A 727-nucleotide genomic window follows, 5' to 3' on the forward strand; every position below is an offset into this window, starting at 1 on the left:
ACCCATGAGAATAGGCGAAACCGCCGACCGGATAGGCCGGGGACAACCACTGCACCAAGGTCAGGATATCGGAATTAGTGGGCGTGGCCATGTGTCCTGCCATGACCATAGGCGCCGCCTTCGGGGGTGAAGGGCTCAACGACCTCTTGGATTTCGGCCCCCAGTTTCAGCAGCATATCGCGAATGACATGATCGCGTTGTATAAGGAGCCGGTCGGCTTCGATCTGACAGGGCGTGTGGCGATTACCAATATGCCAGGCAAGATGCAGCAGATTGTCCCCGCTGATTTCCAGCAACTCTTCCGGTGCGGCGATGATTTCAATCTCGCGCCCATCCTCCAGCACCAGAACCCCACCATGGTCGAGGGATTTCGTGTGCGCCAGATCGACCAAAAAGGACTCACCATCATCGGTGGCCAGCATTTTGCGGCGCAGGAAACGCCCGTCATAGTCCAGCGAGACCTGAGCATGCGCCGGATCGTGGTGGTGATCATGATAGATACGGGCGGTTTTGATCGCAGTGGTCATCGTGGCCTCCTTTTCAAATCAGAACATGAAATAGCGCTGCGCCATCGGCAGCACTTCGGCAGGTTGACAGGTGAGCAACTCCCCATCGGCTCGGACCTCATAGGTTTCCGGATCAACCTCGATCTGGGGCGTTGCATCATTCAGCAGCAAATCCTGCTTGCCGATGTCGCGCGTGTTGCGCACGGCGACGGTTTGTTTCG

1 protein-coding gene and 2 pseudogenes are annotated in these 727 nt (G+C 57.2%); all 3 read right to left on the reverse strand.

The features are described 5' to 3' along the window. Positions 1–91 (reverse strand): annotated as a pseudogene (locus ACR0E6_RS22210) (urease accessory protein UreF); the annotation flags it as partial. Then, entirely contained in the window at positions 75–527 is a 453-nt protein-coding gene (gene ureE / locus ACR0E6_RS22215) for an urease accessory protein UreE (protein ID WP_170378524.1), read from the reverse strand. The pseudogene ACR0E6_RS22210 and the gene ureE, both read right to left, overlap by 17 nt. A gap of 18 nt (positions 528–545) precedes the next feature. Beyond that, a pseudogene (gene ureC / locus ACR0E6_RS22220) lies at positions 546–727 on the reverse strand (urease subunit alpha); the annotation flags it as partial.

The sequence above is a fragment of the Ruegeria sp. AP12 genome, assembly GCF_056540025.1.